General features: G+C 57.6%; 6 protein-coding genes and 1 pseudogene. 4 read left to right on the plus strand and 3 right to left on the minus strand.

The annotated features are described in order from the left end of the window. On the minus strand, nt 1-862 hold an 862-nt coding region (locus FJ147_27285), incomplete at its 3' end, for a MerR family transcriptional regulator (GenBank protein ID MBM4259589.1). A gap of 260 nt (nt 863-1,122) precedes the next feature. Here FJ147_27285 and FJ147_27290 point away from each other — a divergent pair. From FJ147_27290 to FJ147_27305, 4 genes and pseudogenes are all read left to right on the plus strand, one after another. Further along, a pseudogene (locus tag FJ147_27290) lies at nt 1,123-1,577 on the plus strand (fasciclin domain-containing protein). Between the two features lie 143 nt (nt 1,578-1,720). Beyond that, complete coding sequence (locus FJ147_27295; protein ID MBM4259590.1) at nt 1,721-1,945, plus strand: hypothetical protein; 225 nt, start codon at nt 1,721-1,723, stop codon at nt 1,943-1,945. Between the two features lie 19 nt (nt 1,946-1,964). Next, a complete protein-coding gene (locus FJ147_27300) occupies nt 1,965-2,147 on the plus strand; it encodes a hypothetical protein (protein MBM4259591.1) in 183 nt (60 codons plus the stop codon). A 774-nt stretch (nt 2,148-2,921) separates the two neighbouring features. After that, nucleotides 2,922-3,203, plus strand: coding sequence for an antibiotic biosynthesis monooxygenase (locus tag FJ147_27305; protein ID MBM4259592.1), 282 nt, complete (start codon nt 2,922-2,924; stop codon nt 3,201-3,203). Here the strand turns inward: FJ147_27305 and FJ147_27310 are convergent. Beyond that, complete coding sequence (locus FJ147_27310; GenBank protein ID MBM4259593.1) at nt 3,166-3,480, minus strand: Ldh family oxidoreductase; 315 nt, start codon at nt 3,478-3,480, stop codon at nt 3,166-3,168. The genes FJ147_27305 and FJ147_27310 overlap by 38 nt on opposite strands. Before the next feature lie 92 nt (nt 3,481-3,572). Beyond that, nucleotides 3,573-4,762: lysophospholipase (locus tag FJ147_27315; GenBank protein MBM4259594.1), on the minus strand; the 1,190-nt coding region annotated here is incomplete at its 5' end.

A 4,762-nucleotide genomic window follows, 5' to 3' on the forward strand; every position in this document is an offset into this window, starting at 1 on the left:
TTTCGCACTCGGCGCTGTAAGTTTCAAAGTTACCCAGTCGCACCAGCAGATCTGCGACGTGATGCGGGCATTCACAATGCAGTGCGACAGAGGTAGTCGCTATTTCTGCAAGTGCCTTGTTGTCAAATCGGCGGGGCGGTACGGCAAGATTGGGTTTCACCACGATGGTTCCGCCTGGCTCGACGCTGGGATGCAGTGCGCCGCAAAGGATAGCAAGCTCATCCATATTCATCGGCGCGCGCACAAGGTGGCAACCGAGCGACCTCAGATCCCGCTCATGCTGCCGCGAGGCATAGCCGTATTCCACCACGACACGCTGTGCACTCACCAGCCGCGCCAGGGCGCGAACCGCCTGCGGTGTTTCGCGCTGTATGGAGGGCGCTTCAACCAACAGTGCATCGGCCCTTACGCCGCGTAGGTCATTGGGCGCGCGAGCCACACCTTTGCTCACTGCCACGACATGCAGGACTGGCTCTGAGTGCCGCTTTACGCGCAGTGCAAGCGCCTCGCCTACGACTGCCACTCGCACTGGCTGCATGGCGTCTTCGACGGGCGTAGTGAGTGGGTGGAGCGCTAAAGGCGCACGGGAAGCTTGTTGCAACATGGTTTGCAACTTGTCTATGTCGAGTGCTGCGATGGATCCTATTGCGTATCCCGCGTCGACCAAGCGCTTAATGACCGACAAGCGGGTCACGTCCTCAGGCGCGTACTGACGCTGCCCGGCTGCGCTCTGCCTGGGCCCCACGACCTTATAGCGCCGCTCCCATACGCGCAGCGTCTCCACTGGAATTCCCGTGAGGCGCGCCACAGCGCCACTTCGATAGGCCGGTGCCGCTACGTCTTCTTGGCGACTATCCGTCACTCTGAACTCCTTTAGAACAGTTTATACAACAATGCTACCATCATTCGTTCAGTTAATGACCCTGCTATTTATATTATGACCCGTAACTGTACTGGGCGATGCATTGAAACAATTATTTTGACCAGTACAATAACGGGGACTAGCGTTTCGCATGGCTTTCGATTGCAACTCAAAAGTGCAGCGGCGCTGATGGCGGCGGGCAGGCTAACCGAGTCGGCTCAACCATAACGGTCACCCCAATCATTCACAAAGGAAACAGCATGAAAAAGTTGCTCTCCACTCTGTTAGTAACCGCTTCTATAGCTTCCACTGCTCAGGCAGCAGACATTGTTGACACCGCTGTCGCCGCGGGCAGTTTCAAGACCCTCGCTACGGCGCTCACCGCTGCCGGACTTATCGAAACCCTTAAGGGCCCCGGACCTTTCACGGTGTTCGCCCCCAACGATGCGGCCTTTGGAAGATTCCTGCCGATCAACTGCAGGCATTGCTCAAAGACAAAGCCAAACTGACCGCTGTGCTCACCTACCACGTGGTTCCCGGAAAAGTCATGGCCAAGGACGTCAAAGCAGGTACGGTCAAGACAGTGCAAGGATCCTCACTGACGGTAAGCACGACGGGCGGCGTCAAAGTGGACAACGCTAGCGTAACCGCCGTGGATATTGCCACCGATAACGGCGTGATACACGTTATCGACAGCGTGGTGATGCCCAAGTAGCCAAGCGGTGTTTATGGGCTGGGTGCGGGCCGTTTCGCTGAAAACACAGTATTCGCAATACGGCCTACATTCAACCGTCGTGCGGCTGCCACGAGCGCCGCAGGATCTGAATAACCTGCACTTCATTGGTCTTGGGGCTCAAATTGAGTGGTTACCAACGCGTCATCCAAAAAACGCTTGTGCTCGTCGGAAATACGCTGACAGTGATTGGCTGCCTCGGTCTTGCACTTGGGTCGCTAGGAATCATTGACCCGGAAATTTTCGCCATAGAAATTTCGTCGGGTGTGCGCGTCATCGGTTCCGTGGCGATAGCTGGCTGTCTACTAAGCGCGATCGGCTACGGCATCTTGGATCTTCAGGAGCGGTAAAACTAGGGAGTAAACGACTATGTTTCGAAAATCAGATTTCTTCATCCTCCTCGCGGTAATGATTTCGTTCTTTGTGTCCGCCTATTTGTGGTTCGTGCTGAAAGATCGTGAGCAGGCAATTTTTTCAGCTATCTGGATTCCCTCGATCTTTGGCTTCGGCATCTATTTCAAGCTTGCCGCCTTGCTGGGGAGGAATCCCTAATGGTCTTCGATCTATTGATTACCGGCGCCTTGGTATTTGCCTTGTTGCTGATTGGGCTGGCATTCACGGTCGTCGAATTCCGGAAGTTGAATAAATGATATGCATTTATTGATGCACTCGAGTCTGCGCTGACCCTCAGGGTCAGCGCTTTTTCATTTCGTCGGGCTCGCTACGATGACTGGATTTGGGCCGGTATGTGTGCTCTCCAACGCCGCTTCCGTTTTACGGAACAGCGATGCTTGCTATAGCCTAGAGAGTGCACTGAAGTTATGCGGTCCACTCCTGAAGGGGGTTCATCGCTGCAATACGAGGCCCGCATTTCGCCACCGCTCCGACCTCCTCATAGCTCTTCCCCGTTCGACAGCAAAGTAAAGGCGTCTGATTGGGAATGCGCGCACACATTTGGTCGCCGTCTCGCGGGTAATCAAAGCGAGGGGCGTCCGATTTATCGCTGTGATTGTGTGATTGCCGCCATCGCGGTTGGGTAGCGATTCGCACGGGTCACTCGACGTGTTTGCGACGGAAGAGGTTCAGGCGTGGTCCTCGTAAACTTCTGGGATGCAGTCTAGAACTTGCCGAACTTCAAGTACGCTCCCCGCGGATCCATGCCAACTCCTTGGAACGTAAACTCCACCTGGCAGCGTCAATTGGGCAAAGTCGTATGTGCTAAACGCCGAGCTCTGATCACGCCTGGAACATCTGTGCGGCATCAAGGGTTCGCACAGCGCAACGCCGGAAACCTCACCGGACAATTCAATCGCTACTGGAACTCAAATGGACTATGTACTCATCGTGCATGCTGTTAAGGACTACCCGGCCTGGAAGAAGATCTTTGACGACGCAGCCATCCTTCGCAAGGAAGCAGGAGAGGAGATGTACTACGTTCTCCATGCCGAGAATGACTCCAACAGAATCATTCACTTCTCGCGGCGGGCATCAATCGCCAAGGCCAAAGCCTTCTTCGAGTCGCCGCGCCTGGTGGAGATTCGCCGTCAAGCCGGCGTCGAAGCTCCGGAGTTCAACTACCTGCACCTTCTTGAGCGGGGCGACCTTTGATGATGATCACGGGGGATCGCTCAAGTGAGATCGGCACTGGCGTTCCGTCAAGCTCAGGTAGTCCGCCGATGCGCGCCCAGGTATTCAACTGTTGCCACGGCGGCGTCAAAGTGGGGACGCCATGCTCGTCCGTCGCCCAATCCCAATGGATCGGCTTGCCTCCCTTTGCGGCCTCGATGATCTTGCCGTCAGCAAAGACACTGCACGCAGTGTCCTGCACGCAGCGGAAGTCCCTCGGCGTGAGCACGACAACTGCGGAAGGATTGTTCTTCAGCATCGCTTCCGCACCGCCTCAGGGCGTCTTGTGACAGATACCCCCGAGCGTCGTGACTAGGCCGGTCATTTCCGCGTGAGCTGCCCAATAGTCACTCATCGCTGACGGGACTTCGCAAGCGGCAGCAGCGCACCCAGATCGATGGCCATTCCCATCTGAAGATAGCCCAAGCGGTTGGGATGGAGCTTGTCGCCCTCGCCTCCGGTGGTGGTGTTGTGTACGAACGGCGTGCGCAGGGCGCCGGTCTCGGCGTCTCCGATCGCATGGTCGAAGTCGATGACCGCATCGAACAGGTCGCTGGATCGAATGAAATCGTTGAGTTGCCGGCGTTGGTCATCCTGCTCCGCCGAGCCGTGGGCCGGTAGTGTGGCGCCAAGAGCGGGAGGCAAAGTGGCACCCAGCAAGCGCGCGGCGGGCAGCTTGGTGCGCATGCGTCGAATGCTATCGATCATGACAGACCTCACTCTATCCGCGCCCGCGCTACCGTTGCGGCTGAAGTCGTTGATGCCCTCCAGCCAAATTACCGCCCCGACACCCGAGAGCGCAAGCACGTCGCGTTCGAGTCGCTGCGCGGCTGACGGGCCTCCAGGAAAGGGTTTGCTGGCGTCATACTCCGCGGGTCCCGCGACCTGATTGCCGCCAATGCCCGCGTTGAGTACGGCAATACGGTTGCCGTGGTGCGCGCGAAGGCGGCGCGCCAGCACGTCGGGCCAGCGGTCGTCGCCGTTTAGGGTTGAAAGCGTTCCATCGGTGATGGAGTCGCCGAAACACACGACTGCGAAAGCATCCTCTGCTGCTTCCATATCGATGGCGTCAAGAAAGTACCAAGACGTGGTGGTGATGGGGAACTGCGTTTCGCCTTCGTCTGCACCATGAGCCCCTGCGCCGGGATAACTCAAGTAGGAGGTCTGCAGCGCCTTGGCATGCCAGGTCATGGGCCCGCTCTCGCTGGGGACATGAAAACTTACCGCCAGGCGACGCCCCGCCAATAGTGACTCATTAGGTTGCGCCGCGAAAGGCAAGACAACCGGATCGCTCCACACCCATGTCCCGATAGGCACGCGCACGCCAGTCTGTCCCGCGAAAGTGACCTGTCGATTCGAACCCGGAACCAGCGTGGCGGCGCTCGCTTGCAGTCCCACGTAAACACCGTCCAGTTCGAGGGGGCGCGTGCCCAGCGCATTGGAAAATCTCAATCGCGCCTGTCGTCCCCACAGCGTAGGCGCAACCATCAGACGAAAGCTCTGATTGCGTGCGCCGACGCCAGGTTCTGGAAAGGCGAGCC

The sequence above is a fragment of the Deltaproteobacteria bacterium genome, assembly GCA_016874775.1.
GTDB lineage: Bacteria > Desulfobacterota > Binatia > Bin18 > Bin18 > VGTJ01.